Source organism: Acerihabitans sp. (assembly GCF_036398755.1).
Lineage (GTDB): Bacteria > Pseudomonadota > Gammaproteobacteria > Enterobacterales > Enterobacteriaceae > Acerihabitans.
The window spans coordinates 19,684-35,368 of record NZ_DASWOM010000102.1; the positions used below are offsets into that span (position 1 = coordinate 19,684).

The 15,685-nt window shown below is 60.3% G+C and carries 13 protein-coding genes; 12 read left to right on the forward strand and 1 reads right to left on the reverse strand.

Annotated features, from left to right (window positions below; all coding sequences use genetic code 11):
* Positions 1-32 precede the first annotated feature (32 nt).
* The 6 genes from VGC33_RS16945 to VGC33_RS16970 all read left to right on the forward strand — a co-directional run bounded on the left by VGC33_RS16945 (position 33) and on the right by VGC33_RS16970 (position 7,348).
* Positions 33-941 carry a GntR family transcriptional regulator gene (locus tag VGC33_RS16945; protein WP_331121940.1) on the forward strand — a complete coding sequence of 303 codons (909 nt, stop codon included), beginning with the start codon at positions 33-35 and terminating at the stop codon, positions 939-941.
* 66 nt (positions 942-1,007) lie between these two features.
* A complete protein-coding gene (locus tag VGC33_RS16950) occupies positions 1,008-1,793 on the forward strand; it encodes an SDR family oxidoreductase (RefSeq protein ID WP_331121941.1) in 786 nt (261 codons plus the stop codon).
* A gap of 245 nt (positions 1,794-2,038) precedes the next feature.
* Positions 2,039-3,106 carry an ABC transporter substrate-binding protein gene (locus tag VGC33_RS16955; protein WP_414636952.1) on the forward strand — a complete coding sequence of 356 codons (1,068 nt, stop codon included), beginning with the start codon at positions 2,039-2,041 and terminating at the stop codon, positions 3,104-3,106.
* Positions 3,107-3,197: 91 nt separating this feature from the next.
* Entirely contained in the window at positions 3,198-4,967 is a 1,770-nt protein-coding gene (locus VGC33_RS16960) for an ABC transporter permease (RefSeq protein ID WP_331121943.1), read from the forward strand.
* Positions 4,960-6,036 carry an ABC transporter ATP-binding protein gene (locus VGC33_RS16965; RefSeq protein WP_331121944.1) on the forward strand — a complete coding sequence of 359 codons (1,077 nt, stop codon included), beginning with the start codon at positions 4,960-4,962 and terminating at the stop codon, positions 6,034-6,036. The genes VGC33_RS16960 and VGC33_RS16965 overlap by 8 nt, the downstream gene beginning before the upstream one ends.
* 181 nt (positions 6,037-6,217) lie before the next feature.
* Positions 6,218-7,348 (forward strand): M20 family metallopeptidase, encoded by a 1,131-nt coding sequence (locus VGC33_RS16970; protein WP_331121945.1) that lies wholly within the window; start codon positions 6,218-6,220, stop codon positions 7,346-7,348.
* Between the two features lie 79 nt (positions 7,349-7,427).
* Here the strand turns inward: VGC33_RS16970 and VGC33_RS16975 are convergent, their stop codons facing one another.
* The gene (locus VGC33_RS16975; protein ID WP_331121946.1) at positions 7,428-7,997 is read right to left on the reverse strand and encodes a DJ-1/PfpI family protein; all 570 of its coding nucleotides are present in this window, start codon (positions 7,995-7,997) and stop codon (positions 7,428-7,430) included.
* A gap of 262 nt (positions 7,998-8,259) precedes the next feature.
* Here VGC33_RS16975 and atoS point away from each other — a divergent pair, with 262 nt between their 5' ends.
* The 6 genes from atoS (at position 8,260) to VGC33_RS17005 (ending at position 15,636) form a co-directional block, all read left to right on the forward strand.
* Complete coding sequence (gene atoS, locus VGC33_RS16980) at positions 8,260-10,092, forward strand: two-component system sensor histidine kinase AtoS (protein ID WP_331121947.1); 1,833 nt, start codon at positions 8,260-8,262, stop codon at positions 10,090-10,092.
* Between the two features lie 4 nt (positions 10,093-10,096).
* Positions 10,097-11,476, forward strand: a complete 1,380-nt coding sequence (atoC, locus tag VGC33_RS16985; protein ID WP_331121948.1) for an acetoacetate metabolism transcriptional regulator AtoC — start codon at positions 10,097-10,099, stop codon at positions 11,474-11,476.
* A 320-nt stretch (positions 11,477-11,796) separates the two neighbouring features.
* A complete protein-coding gene (gene atoD / locus VGC33_RS16990) occupies positions 11,797-12,462 on the forward strand; it encodes an acetate CoA-transferase subunit alpha (RefSeq protein WP_331121949.1) in 666 nt (221 codons plus the stop codon).
* Positions 12,459-13,124 (forward strand): 3-oxoacid CoA-transferase subunit B, encoded by a 666-nt coding sequence (locus VGC33_RS16995; protein ID WP_331121950.1) that lies wholly within the window; start codon positions 12,459-12,461, stop codon positions 13,122-13,124. The genes atoD and VGC33_RS16995 overlap by 4 nt, the downstream gene beginning before the upstream one ends.
* Complete coding sequence (locus VGC33_RS17000; protein ID WP_331121951.1) at positions 13,121-14,443, forward strand: TIGR00366 family protein; 1,323 nt, start codon at positions 13,121-13,123, stop codon at positions 14,441-14,443. The genes VGC33_RS16995 and VGC33_RS17000 overlap by 4 nt, the downstream gene beginning before the upstream one ends.
* Before the next feature lie 11 nt (positions 14,444-14,454).
* Entirely contained in the window at positions 14,455-15,636 is a 1,182-nt protein-coding gene (locus VGC33_RS17005) for an acetyl-CoA C-acetyltransferase (protein ID WP_331121952.1), read from the forward strand.
* Positions 15,637-15,685: the final 49 nt, after the last annotated feature.

A 15,685-nucleotide genomic window follows, 5' to 3' on the forward strand; every position in this document is an offset into this window, starting at 1 on the left:
ATATACAACAAATACTTTCGGATGCGCACTACATGACTCAAACGGCGACGGCCAGCGGACGGCGGCTGGCAAATCAAATCCTTGATCTGATACGCGAGGCCAAATTCGAGCCGGGGCACCACCTGCGCGAGCAGCAACTGGCGGATATGGCGGGCGTATCGCGCACCCCGGTGCGCGCGGCCATGAAGCTGCTGTGCGAACTGGGCATTATCGAAACGCGGCGCAACCAGGGGTTCTTCCTGCTCAAGCCCTTTGATGAAATCCAGCGCATCAGCATAGACGTGCCCGCCAGCAGCGATCAGGATCTGTATGAACAACTGGTCAAGGATCGCATTGCCGGCAAACTGCCGGAATCCCTGACCCAGATCGAAATCTCCCAGCGTTACGACGTCGATCGCAATGTACTGGCGCGCACGCTGCTGCGGCTATCCGAGGACGGGCTGATCGCGCGCAATAAGGGCCACGGCTGGTCGTTTCTGCCGACGCTCAATACTGACGTGGCGCTCAGCAATGGTTACCGGTTCCGGCTGATGATCGAGCCGGGCGGGCTGCTGTCCGACGGTTTCCAGGCGGACAAAAGCGCGCTTAAACGGCTGCGACAACAGCATATGTTCCTGATTTCCCACCCGGATATCCTAAGCGTCGACGGACGGCTGATTTTTGACACCGATGCCGGTTTCCACGAAACGCTGGCGGAATTCAGCGGCAATATTTTTGTCCTGCAGGCCATCGTACAGCAGAACCGCCTGCGCCGGCTGCTGGAGTTCGGCAGCTATACCAACAAGCAGCGGGTGCGCGAATGGTGCGGCGAACATGTGGCGATTATCGACGCCGTGCTGGAGAGCCGCACGGCTGAAGCCGCCGAAATGATGCGCCGCCATTTGCAGTCCGCCTATGAAAACGTACTTAATAAAGTCAGCAAAATCAGCCAGGAACGCTAACACCAGGCTTAACGCAGGCGGAATACTCCGCTGTTTAACCTTAGTTTAATAAATCAGGAGTCGGTAATGGATTTTGGCATTCAGGGGCGCGTGGCGCTGGTCAGCGGCGCCGGCGGCGGCCTGGGGCGCGCCATCGCCCTGGCATTGGCGGCGGAAGGCGTAAAGGTGGCGGTCTGCGGACGCACGCAAACCACGCTTGATGAAACCGTGGCGCTTATCGCGGCACAAGGCGGCAGCGCCCGCGCCTGGACGCTGGATCTCACCCGCCAGGACACGTTTGACGCCGTACTGGCCGATATTCGCGCCAGCCTCGGGCCGGTGGGCATCCTGGTCAATAATTCCGGCGGACCCCAGCCCAGCGGTGCCACGGGCGTGGCGCCCGAACAGTGGAACGCCCAGTTTTCCGCCATGGTCGGATCGCTTATCCTGCTGACCGACAAGGTGTTGCCGGACATGCGCGCGGCGGGCTGGGGCCGCATTATCACCAGTACCTCGTCCGGCATTGTGGCGCCCATCGCCAACCTGGGCATCTCCAATACCCTGCGCATCGCACTCGCCGGCTGGTCGAAAACCCTCGCCTCCGAGGTCGCCCGCGACGGCATCACGGTAAACGTCATGGTACCGGGCCGCATCGCCACCCGCCGGGTAGGACAGCTTGACGCCGCCCGCGCGGGACGCGAAGGGGTCAGCGTGGACGCGGTGGCGGCCAAAAGCGCGGCGGCCATCCCCGCCGGACGCTATGGCAACCCCGCGGAATACGGCGCGGTGGCGGCATTCCTCGCCAGCAGCCCGGCCTCTTATATGACCGGCGGCGTGATCCGCGTCGACGGCGGCATGATCCCCTCCCTCTAAGCCAAGCATACCGCCGGCCACGCCTGGCCGGCGACGTCATCCCCTGCCACGACGCCACGCGTGCCGCCTCAAAATGGTGCAGGCGCTCCCCGGCCATGCATCAATTTTTTTATATGCGTCCACTCACAAATCGGGAAGATAACGAAATGGCGCTCTTGCGCCCATGGATTCTTTAACTATATGTTAATTTTTCTTACAATAATTGTTATGGGACACGACCCATGTCGATAAAATTCTGTAAACCCATGATCGGTTTTGCTGTTTTACTGGGCGCGGCCGCGCCGGCGCTGGCGCTGCCGGCGGGTTATCCGGCCGATTACCAACAGGTGGTGGACGGCGCTAAAAAAGAAGGCAAGGTGGTTATTTATTCCACCACCGACACCCAGGCCGCGGGACCCCTGATCCAGGGGTTCGAGGCGGCGTATCCCGGGGTGAAGGTGGAATATAACGATATGAACAGCACCGAACTCTATAACCGCTATATCAGCGAACAGGCGGCCGGCGGCAACAGCGGCGACGTTATCTGGAGCTCCTCCATGGATACCGCGCTGAAACTGGCCGCCGACTATGCGCTCGCATACGCCTCGCCTGAGGAGAAAAGCCTGCCCAAATGGTCGGTATGGAAAGAAAAGGCCTACGGCACCACCTATGAGCCGCTGGTGTTTATCTATAATAAACGGCTGATCGCGGCCAATGAAGTGCCGGACTCCCACGCGGCGCTGGCCAAATTGGTCCAAAGCCAGCCGGACCGCTTCAAAAACAAGGTCACCACCTACGATATCGAAAAATCCGCCCTCGGCTTTATGCTGGCGGTACAGGATATGAAAGCCGATCCGCACTACTACGACCAGCTTGCCCAAACGGCAAAAGGCGGGCTGTCGGTACAGTCGTCCACCGGCACCATGCTGGAACGGGTCTCCTCCGGGGAAAACCTGATAGGCTATAACATCCTGGGATCCTATGCCGACGCCCGCATCAAGACCGATCCGTCCATGGGGATTTCTTATCCCAACGACTATATCCTGGTGCTCTCCAGGGTCATGTTTATCAGCGACGAAGCGCAAAATAAAAACGCCGCCAAGCTCTGGCTGGATTACGTGTTATCGCCGCAAGGGCAGGACGTGCTGGCCAACAAGGCCGATATTACCTCCCTGCGCAATGATATTGCCGGGGATAACGATCTGGACGGCATGACTAAAAAATTGGCCGGCGCGATCAAGCCCATCCCGGTGGACGACAGCCTGCTGGAATACCTGGAACAAAATAAACGGCTGGATTTCATCAAAAAATTCCGCGCGGCGGTGAACAAATAGCCATAACGTCCGGCGCGCGGCGCCCAGGCGTTAGCGCGCCCGCACAGTGCTTTAGCCGCAGCCCCATCGCCGCTGATCAACGGGATACCACATGCAGACATTGCGAAACATCTGGCGGCGTTTGCCGCGCGGCGTGGTGGTACTATTAACCGCGCTGGTTATCTATGTACCGCTGTCATTCATTATTATCCAAAGCTTCCTGTCGGCTCCGTTCTTTTCACCGTCGAAGGTGATAAGCCTTGAGGCGTTCCGCTTTATCTTCACCGACCCCGATTTTTATAAGGCGCTGCGCAACGGCTTTATCCTGGCTTTCGGTCTGGTGGCCATCGCCATTCCGCTCGGCGGCATCCTGGCGTTCCTGATGATCAGGACCGACCTGCCGGGCCGCCGGTTTATCGAGCCGCTGATCCTGGTGCCGGTGTTCGTCTCGCCGATGGTGCTGGCGTTCGGCTATGTGGTGGCGGCGGGGCCGGTGGGGTTTTTCTCCCTCTGGGCGCAAAGCCTGGTGGGGTTTATTCCCTGGGATATCTACGCCATGAGCAGCATCGTGGTCATTGCCGGGCTGACCCACGTGCCGCACGCGTATCTTTATATTTCCTCGGCGCTCAGGAGCGTGGGTTCGGATGTGGAGGAAGCGGCGCGCACGGTGGGCGCCACGCCGCTGCAGGTGATGCTGTCGGTCAGTCTGCCGATGGTGCGCCCGGCGATCCTCTACGCCTGCGTGCTGTTGTTTTTCCTTGGGCTTGAAGTGTTCGGCCTGATGCTGGTGCTCGGCGACCCCGAAGGCAATCTGGTGCTGGCCACCTATCTGTTTCAACTGACCAATAAGCTCGGCACGCCGTCCTACCATCTGATGGCGGCGGTGGCGGTCGTCTTGATTTGCCTCACCATCCCCCTGGTGATGCTGCAACGGCGGCTGATGCGCACCGCGAACCGCTTTGTCACCGTCAAAGGCAAAGCCGCGCAGGCCAGGCTGCTGCCGCTGGGCAAGTGGCGCTGGGTGGCGGGCGTGGTGGTGGTGGTCTGGCTGACGGTCACCATCGGCGTGCCGCTGGCGGGCGTGATGCTGCGCGCGTTTATCACCAACTGGGGGGTAGGGGTGGATATTTGGGCGCAGCTGTCGCTCAAGACCTTTCGCCTCATCCTCGGGCAGACCAATCTTATGCGCGCCATCGTCAATTCCATCAGCATCGGCGTGATTGGCGGCGCCATCGCGGTGATGTGTTATCTGTTTATCGGCCTGGCGCTGCATCGCAAACCCGACGGCGTCACCCGCTTTATGGATTACAGCGTGCTGGTGCCCAGAGCGGTGCCGGGCCTGCTGGCGGGGCTGGCGTTTTTGTGGGTGTTCTTGTTTATCCCCATGTGGCTGGACCGCTCGCTGAAAGACGGATTATTGTCGGCGCTGCCGTTCGCCGACGGACTGCGCGAGCATTTTATCGTCTGGCTGCGCTCCCTGCGCAACACCATTTTCAGCGTCTGGCTGGCGTACACGGTGGTATGGATGGCCTACGGGCTGCGGCTGATTTCCTCGACGCTGCTACAGGTGGGGCCGGAGCTGGAAGAGGCCGCGCGCACGCATGGCGCCCGGCAGGGCCAGGTTACCCGCCATGTCACCATTCCCTTGTCGCGCTTCGGCCTTATCGGTTCCTGGCTGCTGATGTTCCTGATTTTCGAGCGTGAATATTCCACCGGCGTGTACCTGCTCTCGCCCGGCACCGAAACCATCGGGTCGATGCTGGTGTCGTTGTGGGCGGCGGGGGCCATCGACATCGTCGCGGCGCTGTCGTTTATCAATATCGTGATTGTCGTGCTCGGCCTGGGCGTCGCCTTACGTTTTGGAGTGAAAATGTATGATTGAGCTGTCGGTTGAAAACCTGCACCTGAAATACGGCGATAATTCGGTATTGCGCGGCGTATCCATGCAACTGGCCAAGGGGGAGGTGGTGTCGCTGCTGGGACCGTCCGGCAGCGGCAAGACCACGCTGCTGCGCGCGGTGGCCGGGCTGGAAAAACCCACCGAGGGGCGCATCGCCATCGGCGAGACCCGGTTGTATGACGGCGCGGCAAACGTTGAGCTGCCGGCGGAGGAGCGTAATCTGGGGCTGGTGTTCCAGTCCTATGCCCTGTGGCCGCACAAAACGGTATTCGACAACGTGGCTTATCCCCTCAAGCTGCGCAAGGTGCCGTCAGCGGAGCTGACCCGGCGGGTACAGGCGATGCTCGATCAGCTGGGCCTCGGCCATCTGGGCCGGCGCCATCCCCACCAGCTCTCCGGCGGACAGCAGCAGCGGGTGGCCATCGGCCGCGCGCTGGTCTATAACCCGCCGATTATCCTGCTCGACGAGCCGCTGTCCAACCTGGACGCCAAGCTGCGCGAGGAAGCGCGGGTATTCCTGCGCGAGCTGATTATCCGGCTCGGCCTGTCGGCGCTGATGGTGACCCATGACCAGCATGAGGCGATGGCCATTTCAGACCGTATTCTCTTGCTCAATAACGGCATGATAGAGCAGCAGGGCACGCCGCAGGAGATGTACGGCGCGCCGTCCAGCCTGTTTACCGCCGAGTTCATGGGCAGCAACAACCGCCTGAACGGCCGCGTCATGGAACTGCGCGACGGTCTGGCGCGCATCGACGGGCAGGACTGGTCGCTGTGGGGCGGGGCGGGCGCGGGGCTGGCGGTCGGACAACCGGCGGCGGCCGTGATCCGGGTGGAGCAGGTGCGTTTTGCCGACCCGGCCGCCGACGCCGGCGACAATCAGTTATCACTGCCGCTCCTGACGCGCATGTACCTGGGCAACCGGTGGGAATATCTGTTCCGCACCGCCGCCGAGGGCATCCCGGTGCGCGCCTATAGCGATAGCGCCGCGCGCGACGGGCTGTGCCGGCTGTCGTTGCCGGCCGGGCATGTCTGGATATTCCCGGTATAAGCGCCGGCGGGCGGCACATGAACGCAAGCAAGACCCGGCCGTCACCGCGGCCAGACCGGCGGGGACGTGCTTCGCCAGTCGTCCGGTTGCCCTGCCGATCGCCGGTAAAACCTGGAAATGTGACGGAGAGTACGTTATAGATATCCGATCGCACATGCTCTCCCGGACAGGAACCCGACCCATGCCAACCCCCCTAGACTACCTGCAACACCATGCTTCAGCCCTGCTTGACGATATCAAGCGCCTGGTGGCGGCGCAGTCGCCTTCGTTAGACAAAGCCGCGGCGGACCGCTGCGGCGCGGCGCTGCAAAGCATTGTCGGCGAGCGCCTGGGCGCGGTTGCCCAGGTCTGCCTGCAGGACAGGTTTGGCGATCACCTGGCCTTTACCGTCGGCGAGGGTCCCCAGCTGACCTGTATCCTCGGCCATTTCGATACCGTGTGGGACCTTGACGAACTGGAGATGTCCGAACGGGACGGCAAGCTTTTCGGTCCGGGAGTGCTGGATATGAAGGCGGGACTGATCCAGGCGATATGGGCGGTGCGGGCATTGCGGCAGTGCGGATTGCTGCACGGCCACCGGGTCACGTTTATCTGTCCGTCGGATGAGGAACTGGGCAGTCCCAGCTCGCGCCAATGGACTGAACGGCTGGCGACCGGCGCCGATCGCGTCCTGGTGGCGGAGCCGGCCGTCGCCGATACCCATGAGGCGAAAATCGCCCGCAAGGGCGTGGGCCGCTTTGATATCAGGATTACCGGGCGCGCCGCCCATGCCGGTAATAATCCGCAAGAGGGCGTTAGCGCCATTCAGGAAATGGCGCGGCAGATCCTCTACCTGCACGGCCTGAACGCGCCGGATGTCGGCACCACCGTGAACGTCGGCGCGGCCCAGGGCGGCGGCAAAATCAATGTGGTGGCCGACCAGGCCTGGCTCGGCGTGGACTTACGCGTCACCCATATGGCGGAGGCGGCGCGCCTGCTGGCGGCGATTAACGGTATCGCGCCCACGGTTGCGGGTATCGACATCAAGGTCACGGGCGGCATGTCCCGGCCGCCGATGGAGCAAACGCCGCAAAATACGGCGTTATTCCAGCAGGCGCAACGGGCCGCCCGGCGCCTCGGCATTGCGCTTGCCGGCAAGGCGGTGGGCGGCGGCAGCGACGGCAATTTTACCTCCGCGCTGGGCATCGCCACCCTCGACGGGCTGGGGGCGACCGGGGCCGGCATACATGCCAGGCATGAACATATCATTATCGCCGATATCCCGCTGCGCGCCGCGCTGCTGGCCGAGATTATCCGCGGCGATATTGACTGAGGCGCGCCTGGCGCGCGTTATCCCCTGCGCCGATTGCCCGTTGTTCGTCCGCCATCCGACGAGCGACGGCAACGGCCACTCAGCGGTTAAGCAGCTCGACAAATTTTGCCAGCCACTGCGGATGGGCGGGCCAGGCCGGCGCCGTCACCAGGTTATCATCCACCCAGGCCTGATCGACGCCGATATCGGCATAGGTGCCGCCGCCCAGGCGAACCTCGGGGGCGCAGGCCGGATAGGCGCTACAGGTGCGGCCCTTCAGCACGCCGGCCGCCGCCAGGATTTGCGGGCCGTGGCAGACGGCGGCGATGGGTTTATCGGCGGCGTCGAAATCCTGCACCAAAGAGATGACCGCGGGATTAAGCCGCAGATATTCCGGCGCCCGCCCGCCCGGTATGACCAGGGCGTCATAATCCCGCGCCCGCGCCTGGGCGAAATCAGCGTTAAGCACAAAGCGATGGCCGGGCTTTTCGCTGTAGGTCTGGGCGCCGTCGAAATCATGGACGGCGGTCAGCACGTAATCGCCCTTGCCCTTATCCGGGCAGACGGCGTCCACGACATGGCCCAGCATCTGCAGCGCCTGGAAGGGCACCATGGTTTCGTAATCTTCAACGTAATCGCCGACCAGCAGCAAAATCTTTTTGGTTGTCATAACGGAAACTCCCTGGATAGGTGGAGGGGGAAGGCTGGATGTTCAGCCCATGCCGGCGCGGGGCCGGCGGGCGATAGCGGCCGCTATGGCGTTATTTTAGCCTGGAAATCACCGGAATAATGGCATTTGGCTAACAAAACGGCGTCTGGAGGGCCTTTGCCCGCGGCGGCAACCCGCCGCCCACGGTGTTAACAGGATCGCACCGCGGGAATTGCCGGCGTGTTACGCTTGCGGCTTGAGTTTATTCATTGGAAAAGGATCCGTGTCCAGCATTATATACTCCGGTTTTCCCAGTTTGCTGCCCAAGACGTTGCGCGGCAAAATGATCCTGCTGGCCGTTTTTATGGTCTTCCTGCCAATATTATTGATGTCTTATATTGTCGAGGTGAAAGGACGGGACGCCTTGATCGGCGAAAAACAAAACAAGCTGTACGCGGTGACCCATTTACTGAATGCGGCGCTGGGGGACAGCTTCAGTTTATTTCCCGATCTGCCCCGCGACGAGCGCATCAGGGCGCTCAACCACCATTTATCACAGGTCACCGATACGATTACCGCCGCCTTCCCAAACGTTGCGGCGGGTTATTATCACCGCCAGCTGGATGCCATCATTACCTACGCGCCGCAACAGCAGTACGGCAATACCGTGGGCCTCGCCATCCCGACCGATCACCCCGGCCGCACGGTGATGGCCACCGGCGAGCCATTGATCAAATCCGGTTCCCAGGTGCGCGGCAATATCATGAACGCCATGACGCCGATCAGACGCCACGGCGAGGTGGTGGGATATATCTGGGCCAATGAATTATCCCATGATATCGACAAACAGGCGCTGGCGATGGACGCCAGTATTTTAAGCGTAATAAGCATCGGGCTGGTCGGCAGCCTGTTTTTGATCATTACCTTTTCCCATCGGCTGTCCCGCGACGTCGAGGTGATTAAAAAAGGATTAAGCCAGCTTCCCTACGATTTAAATACCCGTATCCCGCCGCTGAAAGGCGAGATGGGCGGCATCGCCGATAATATCAATCATCTTTCCCACGCGCTGCGCGAGGCGCGAACGCTCAATGAACTGATCGTGGAAAGCGCCGCCGACGGCATGATAAGCGTGGACATCCATGGCCGCATTATCATGTGTAATCCCGCGGCGCGCGCCATTACCGGCTACCGGCGCGACGAACTGATCGGCAAGCATTACAAATCCTTATTTGAAAAAGAGGGCTATCACAGCCCGGTGCTGGATACGCTGATGCGCGGCATCGATCACGTCGGGGTGGAGGTGGACTATCCGGCCAAGGAACAAATCCTGCAAATCAAGGCCAGCAGCAGCCAGCTGCGCAACGCGCAGGGCAATATTATCGGCGCGCTGGTCATTTTTACCGATCTCACCGCGCAAAAAGAAATGCAGCGCCATATCGCCCAGGCCGAGCGGCTGGCGACGTTGGGTGAGCTGATGGCGGGGGTCGCCCATGAGATCCGTAATCCGCTCACCGCCATCAGCGGTTTCGTGCAATATTTAAAAGAAGGTGAAATAGACCCGCAGCGCCTTGAATATATCCAGATAGTGTTACAGGAAGTACGCTCGATCAATAAAGTCATCGAACAGCTGCTGGAATTTGCCCGCCCGCATACGCGCAGTTTCCAGCCTATTGCCGTTAACCAGATTATCCGCGAAACGCTGGTGCTGGTGCTCACCAATGCGCTCAATAACCGCATCGATTTCCATATCCGGCTCGACGACACGGTGCCGGATATCGAGGCCGATGCCGGATTGCTTAAACAGGTGATGCTGAATTTAATGATCAACGCGGTGCAGGCTATTCCGGCCAGGGGGGATGTTACGGTATCCACCGGTCTGCAGGCGCCGAATAAACTGCGGATACAAATTACCGATACGGGTATCGGCATGAGCGCCGAGGCGCGCAAAAAAGTCTTTACCCCCTTTTTTACCACCAAGCCTTCCGGCACCGGCCTGGGCTTATCCATCGCCCAGCGGATTATCAACGATCACGCGGGGGATATTATCATTGACAGTGAGCTCCAGCGCGGGACCACGGTGACCCTTATTCTTCCGATTAAAAAAATCACGGGTTAACGCTATGAACCAGCCTTATCATATTCTTATCGCCGACGACGAAAAAAGCGTGCGCATCATGCTGACCGCCGTATTTTCGCAAAATGGCCATCACATTACCTGCGCCGATGACGGTGAGCAGGCGATTGCCTTGTTCAAAGAACATAAGCCGGATATTGTTTTAATGGATATCCGCATGCCGAATATCGACGGTATCGAGGCGCTGCAAATCATGCGCGGCATACATCAGGATGTGCCGATTATCCTGATGACCGCCTATGCCGCGATTGAAACGGCGGTGGAAGCCCTGCGTCTGGGCGCGTTTGATTACGTGGTGAAACCCTTTGAACTGGATGAATTAAAGCTGCTGATGGGCCGCGCCCTGCAATTACGGGAGATGAAGCGGGAAATAAATCTGCTGCACCGCGAATTATCCGACAGCTATCGCTGCGATCGTTTCCTGACCAATAACCCGAAAATGATGGAACTGTGCCGCACCATCGCCAAGGTGGCGCAAAGCAGCGCCAGCGTGCTGGTGACCGGCGAAAGCGGCACCGGTAAGGAATTGATCGCCAAGGCCATCCATTATAATAGTCCGCGCGCCAAAGGGCCGTTTATCAAAGTCAACTGCGGCGCGCTGCCGGAATCGCTGCTGGAAAGCGAACTGTTCGGCCATGAGAAAGGGGCGTTTACCGGCGCGCAGATGCAGCGCCAGGGACTGTTTGAACGCGCCAACCAAGGCACCCTGCTGCTGGACGAAATAGGGGAAATGCCGTTTAACCTGCAGGTAAAGCTGCTGCGCGTGTTGCAGGAACAAGAGTTCGAGCGGCTGGGCGGCAGCCGGACGATTAAGACCAATATCCGCATCATCGCCGCCACCAACCGCGATCTTGCCGCGATGATCGAGCAGGGGTCGTTTCGGCGCGATCTTTACTACCGGCTTAACGTGATGCAGCTGTCGGCGCTGCCGCTGCGCGAACGTCCGCAAGACATCCTGCTGCTGGCCCGCCATTTCCTGCAAAAATTCAATGCTGAAAACAACAAGGAAATTATTGGTTTTGATGTCGGCGCCCTGAGCGCCCTGGAGGACTATGGCTGGCCGGGCAATGTGCGCGAGCTGTCCAACGCGGTTGAGCGGGCGGTGGTGATGAGCACCGGATACATGATTTTTGCCGATGACCTGCCCGGGCAGCTCCAGCCGGTCAAGCCCTGCGGGCCGGCGGACGACGGCGTGGACGGCATGGATGGCGAGCTGAATTTGAAGGAGCACATGAAATCCTATGAAAAGGACTTTATCGTTAAGGTATTAAGCCGTTACCAGGGCAACCGGGTGCAAACCGCCAAAGCGCTCGGCATCAGCCGCCGCGCGTTGATATATAAATTGCAAGAATATTGCATTGAATAAGTGAACAATATATTAATAAAGACTGATAATTATTAACATCATAATTCACGGCATATTTTTTTGGGCGCCGCGCGGGTCGCGCGTTATTTAATCGCGATCACAAATATACCGGGGGGGTGTGAGAAATAAACTGCGCACCCGCGCAATTCATTTCACAGGCCAGGGCTGGTTATTAATAATAATCAGCCCTGGCCTTTTTTATTTATGTTTATTTTCAATTAATTACCATGGATGGTGTTTTATTTTTCCCGCCGCCATAACTGGTCTGTTCATTGCAATTCCTTAGCCACTCCCAGCGCGGAGAAAACCAAGGAGTTACGATGAAAGATAAACGAATAACAATAACCGATGTCACCCCGCATTTTCATGATGGCATGACCATTATGTTCGGCGGTTTTATGGGGGTGGGCACCCCCGCGCGCCTGATCGAGGCATTGCTGGATTCCGGCGTGAAGGCGTTGACGCTTATCGGCAATGACACCGCATTTGTGGATACCGGGGTTGGCCCGTTGATAGCCAGCGGACGCGTGGCGAAAGTCATCGCCTCCCATATCGGCACCAATCCTGAAACCGGCAGGCGCATGATAGCCGGCGAGATCGAGGTAGAGCTGGTCCCCCAGGGCACCCTGATCGAGCGCATCCGCTGCGGCGGCGCCGGCCTCGGCGGCGTGCTGACCCCGACCGGCGTCGGCACCGTGGTGGAGGAGGGCAAACGCAAGATCACCCTGGACGGGGTGGACTACCTGCTGGAACTGCCGCTGCGCGCCGACCTGGCGCTGATACAGGCCCACACCGCCGATTACGGCGGCAACCTGACCTACCGGCTCACCGCCCGCAACTTTAATCCGCTGATTGCCCTGGCCGCCGATCGGGTGTTCGCCGAGGCCGACAGTATTGTCGCTATTGGCGCCCTGCCGCCGGAACATATCGTTACGCCGGGCGCGCTGGTCGACTACCTCGTTATTCCCCGGGAGATACAGGCATGAACGCCAAAGAACTCATTGCGCGCCGCGTGGCGCTGGAACTGAACGATGGTGATGTGGTGAACCTGGGCATCGGCCTGCCGACCCAGGTGGTGAATTATCTGCCGCGGCATATCGATATCACCTTGCAATCGGAAAACGGCTTTCTTGGCCTGGGCCCCGTGACCCGGCCGGACGCCAGCCTGGTGGACGCCGGCGGCAAACCCTGCGGCCTGGTGGCGGGCGGGGCGATGTTCGACAGCGCTTTCTCGTTCGCCCTGATACGCGGCGGCCATGTGGATGTCAGCGTGCTGGGCGGCCTGCAGGTCGATCAGCAGGGCAATCTCGCCAACTGGATGGTGCCGGGCAAAATGGTGCCTGGCATGGGCGGCGCCATGGATCTGGTGACCGGCGCGCGCAAGGTCATCATCGCCATGGAGCATAACGCCAAAGACGGCTCGGCGAAAATCATGCCGTTATGTACCCTGCCGCTGACGGCGAAAAACAAGGTCAGCGTGGTGGTGACCGAACTGGCGGTGTTTGTTTTCAGCCACGGTACGCTGGTGCTGAAAGAGTACGCGCCCGGGGTCCAACTTGAGACCATCCGCGCGCGAACCGCCGCGCAGTATCAGGTGGCCGCCGATGTCAAAGAGATGCCGATCGGCATGGCCGGGGCGGACTTATGATTGGAAAAATCGCGCGCGCCATGACGGTGGTGGTGAACCGTTACCTGCCCGATCCGCTGATCTTCGCCATGCTGCTGACCATTCTGATGTTTGGCATCGGGGTGGCCTTTACCCCGCATACGCCGCTGGACATGGTGCAGATGTGGGGTGACGGCTTCTGGAACCTGCTCGCCTTCGGCATGCAGATGGCCTTGATTATCGTCACCGGTCATGCCCTTGCCAGCTCGTCCCCGGTCAAACGCCTGCTGAAGGATATCGCCTCCCTGGCGAAAACCCCGACGCAGGGCGTGATGCTGGTGACGTTCTTCGGGCTGGTGGCCTGCGTCATCAACTGGGGGTTCGGCCTTATCGTCGGGGCGATGTTTGCCCGCGAAGTGGCGCGGCGGGTGCCGGGTTCCGACTACCCGCTGCTGATAGCCTGCGCCTATATCGGGTTTATGACCTGGGGCGGCGGCTTTTCGGGATCCATGCCGCTGCTGGCGGCGACGCCGGGCAATCCGGTGGAGCATATCGCCGGCATTATCCCGGTAAGCCATACCCTGCTGGCGGGGTATAACATTTTTATCATTCTGGCGCTGATTGTGGTACTGCCCTTCGTCACCCGCATGATGGTGCCGAAAGCCGGCCGGGTGATAACCATTGACCCGGCATTGCTGCAGGAAGAACCCGATTTCCAGAAAAAACTGGCCGCCGACGCCTCGATTGCCGAAAGGATGGAAGAAAGCCGGATCATGACCTTGATTATCAGCGCCATCGGCCTGTGCTATCTGGGCATGTATTTCTGGAAAAACGGCTTCAACCTGACTATCAACACCGTCAACCTGATGTTTCTGATTGGCGGATTATTGTTGCACAAAACCCCGATGGCCTATATGCGGGCCATTACCGCCGCCGCGCGCAGCACGGCCGGCATCCTGGTGCAGTTCCCGTTCTATGCCGGTATCCAGCTGATGATGGAGCATTCCGGCCTCGGCGGCATGATCACCCAGTTTTTTATCGACGTCGCCAATAAAGATACCTTCCCGATCATGACCTTCTTCAGCTCGGCGCTGATCAATTTCGCCGTGCCGTCGGGCGGTGGGCATTGGGTTATCCAGGGGCCGTTCGTGATCCCCGCCGCCAAGGCATTGGGCGCCGATCTGGGCAAAGCCACCATGGCGATAGCCTACGGCGAACAGTGGATGAACATGGCGCAACCCTTCTGGGCGCTGCCCGCCCTGGCCATCGCCGGTTTGGGCGTACGCGACATCATGGGCTATTGCGTCACCGCCCTGTTGTTCTCCTGTCCGATTTTTATTATCGGCCTCCTTCTGTTTTAAGGACAAAAATCATGGATAACGTGGTAATCGTCAGCGCCACCCGTACCGCGGTGGGCAGTTTTAACGGTTCGCTGGTCTCGACGCCGGCGGTGGATCTGGGCGCCCTGGTGATTCAGGCGGCCCTAGGCCGCGCCGGTATTGACGCGGATATGATTGATGAAGTGATCATGGGTAACGTGCTGCAGGCCGGGCTGGGACAGAACCCGGCGCGCCAGGCGGCGCTTAAAGGCGGTATCCCGTTTCGGGTCGGCGCGCTGACCGTCAATAAAGTGTGCGGTTCCGGTTTGAAAAGCGTGGCGCTGGCGGCGCAGGCCATCCGCGCCGGCGACGCCCGGGCGATTGTCGCCGGCGGAATGGAAAATATGAGCCTGGCGCCCTACCTACTGGGCAGCAGGGCGCGCTTGGGCTATCGGCTGGGCAACGACGAAGTGCGGGATGTGATCCTGCAGGACGGCCTGATGTGCGCCATGGCGGGTTATCATATGGGGATCACGGCGGAAAACGTGGCGACCGCGCATGGCATCAGCCGCGAGACGCAGGACGGTATCGCGCTGGCCTCGCAGCAAAAGGCCGTAGCCGCCATTGCCGCCGGCGCCTTTGCCCGGGAAATTACCCCGGTGGTGATTAAAAGCAAAAAAGGCGATCGGGTATTTGATACCGATGAACATCCACGGGCGGAAACCTCGCTGGAAAAGCTGGCCGGACTGCGTCCCGCCTTTAACCAGGACGGTACGGTAACGGCGGGCAACGCCTCGGGAATCAACGACGGCGCGGCCGCGCTGGTGGTGATGTCGGGGCGGATGGCGCACGACCTGGGGCTAACGCCCTTGGCGCGCATCCGTGGTTATGCCAGCGCCGGCGTCGATCCCGCGCTGATGGGCATGGGACCGGTGCCCGCCACCCTGGCGGCGCTGAAAAACAGCGCGGTGGCGTTGTCCGATATCGATTTGATCGAGGCCAACGAGGCGTTTGCCGCCCAGTTCGGCGCCGTGGGCCGCAGCCTGCAATGGGACCCGGAGAAAGTCAATGTCAACGGCGGCGCCATCGCGCTGGGCCACCCCATCGGCGCCAGCGGCGCCCGTATCCTGGTGACGCTGCTGTATGCCATGCAGGCCAGGGATAAAACCCTGGGATTGGCGACGTTGTGCATCGGCGGCGGGCAGGGGATTGCGATGGTAATCGAACGGCTGTAATTGAACGGCGGCCCCGCCGGCGCTGCCCGGCGGGCGAGAGGGGTATCCC

Excerpts from the sequence above, each read along its gene's own strand:
- VGC33_RS16945 (WP_331121940.1), top strand. The coding sequence starts at position 33 with ATGACTCAAACGGCGACGGCCAGCGGACGGCGGCTGGCAAATCAAATC.
- VGC33_RS16970 (WP_331121945.1), top strand. The coding sequence starts at position 6,218 with ATGCCAACCCCCCTAGACTACCTGCAACACCATGCTTCAGCCCTGCTT.
- VGC33_RS16955 (WP_414636952.1), top strand. The coding sequence starts at position 2,039 with ATGATCGGTTTTGCTGTTTTACTGGGCGCGGCCGCGCCGGCGCTGGCG.
- VGC33_RS17000 (WP_331121951.1), top strand. The coding sequence starts at position 13,121 with ATGATTGGAAAAATCGCGCGCGCCATGACGGTGGTGGTGAACCGTTAC.
- VGC33_RS16975 (WP_331121946.1), bottom strand. The coding sequence starts at position 7,997 with ATGACAACCAAAAAGATTTTGCTGCTGGTCGGCGATTACGTTGAAGAT.
- VGC33_RS16965 (WP_331121944.1), top strand. The coding sequence starts at position 4,960 with ATGATTGAGCTGTCGGTTGAAAACCTGCACCTGAAATACGGCGATAAT.
- atoD (WP_331121949.1), top strand. The coding sequence starts at position 11,797 with ATGAAAGATAAACGAATAACAATAACCGATGTCACCCCGCATTTTCAT.
- VGC33_RS17005 (WP_331121952.1), top strand. The coding sequence starts at position 14,455 with ATGGATAACGTGGTAATCGTCAGCGCCACCCGTACCGCGGTGGGCAGT.
- VGC33_RS16960 (WP_331121943.1), top strand. The coding sequence starts at position 3,198 with ATGCAGACATTGCGAAACATCTGGCGGCGTTTGCCGCGCGGCGTGGTG.
- VGC33_RS16995 (WP_331121950.1), top strand. The coding sequence starts at position 12,459 with ATGAACGCCAAAGAACTCATTGCGCGCCGCGTGGCGCTGGAACTGAAC.
- atoC (WP_331121948.1), top strand. The coding sequence starts at position 10,097 with ATGAACCAGCCTTATCATATTCTTATCGCCGACGACGAAAAAAGCGTG.
- VGC33_RS16950 (WP_331121941.1), top strand. The coding sequence starts at position 1,008 with ATGGATTTTGGCATTCAGGGGCGCGTGGCGCTGGTCAGCGGCGCCGGC.